This is a genomic window from Novosphingobium sp. HR1a (genome assembly GCF_015594425.1).
In the GTDB taxonomy this organism is placed as follows: Bacteria; Pseudomonadota; Alphaproteobacteria; order Sphingomonadales; family Sphingomonadaceae; genus Novosphingobium; species Novosphingobium resinovorum_A.
In genome coordinates this window covers 1-571 of sequence record NZ_JABXWS010000159.1, presented here as the reverse complement: position 1 = coordinate 571, position 571 = coordinate 1, and the positions used below count along the sequence as shown (strand labels likewise).

1 protein-coding gene is annotated in these 571 nt (G+C 63.2%); it reads right to left on the bottom strand.

The window, feature by feature from the left end:
• A partial coding sequence (locus tag HWN72_RS30805; RefSeq protein WP_211152340.1) for a 3-keto-5-aminohexanoate cleavage protein occupies positions 1–571 on the bottom strand: 571 nt, incomplete at both ends.

Genomic DNA, 571 nt, shown 5'->3' with positions numbered 1-571 from the left:
GGCCCTCGATGATCTGGCGCACTTTCGTCACCTGCTGCGCGTTGCTGGTCGCAAGCTGGCCCTTGCCGATCCACAGCGAGTCCTCCAGCCCCACGCGCACGTGGCCCCCCATGCTGGCAGCCATCGCCGCCACCGGCATCTGGTTCGCGCCTGCCGCCAGCACCGACCAGCGGTACTGATCGCCGAACAGGCGGTCGGCGGTGCGCTTCATGTGCATCACGTCCTCCGGGTGGGCGCCGATGCCGCCGAGCAGGCCGAAGCAGGTCTGGATGAACAGCGGACCTTCGACCAGGCCCTCCTTCCAGAAGTAGTGCAGGTTGTAGAGGTGCGCGGTATCGTAGCACTCGAACTCGTAGCGGGTGCCGGTCTTGTTCAGTGTTTCAAGGGCATAGCGGATATCCTTGAAGCTGTTGCGGAAGACGAGGTCGTGGCTGGCCTCCAGCATTTCGGGCTCCCAGGCGTGCTTCCATTCCCGATCCTTCTTCAGCATCGGGAACAGGCCGAAATTCATGCTGCCCATGTTGAGGCTGGCGACTTCCGGCTTCCATGTTTCCGCAGGCTTCACGCGATA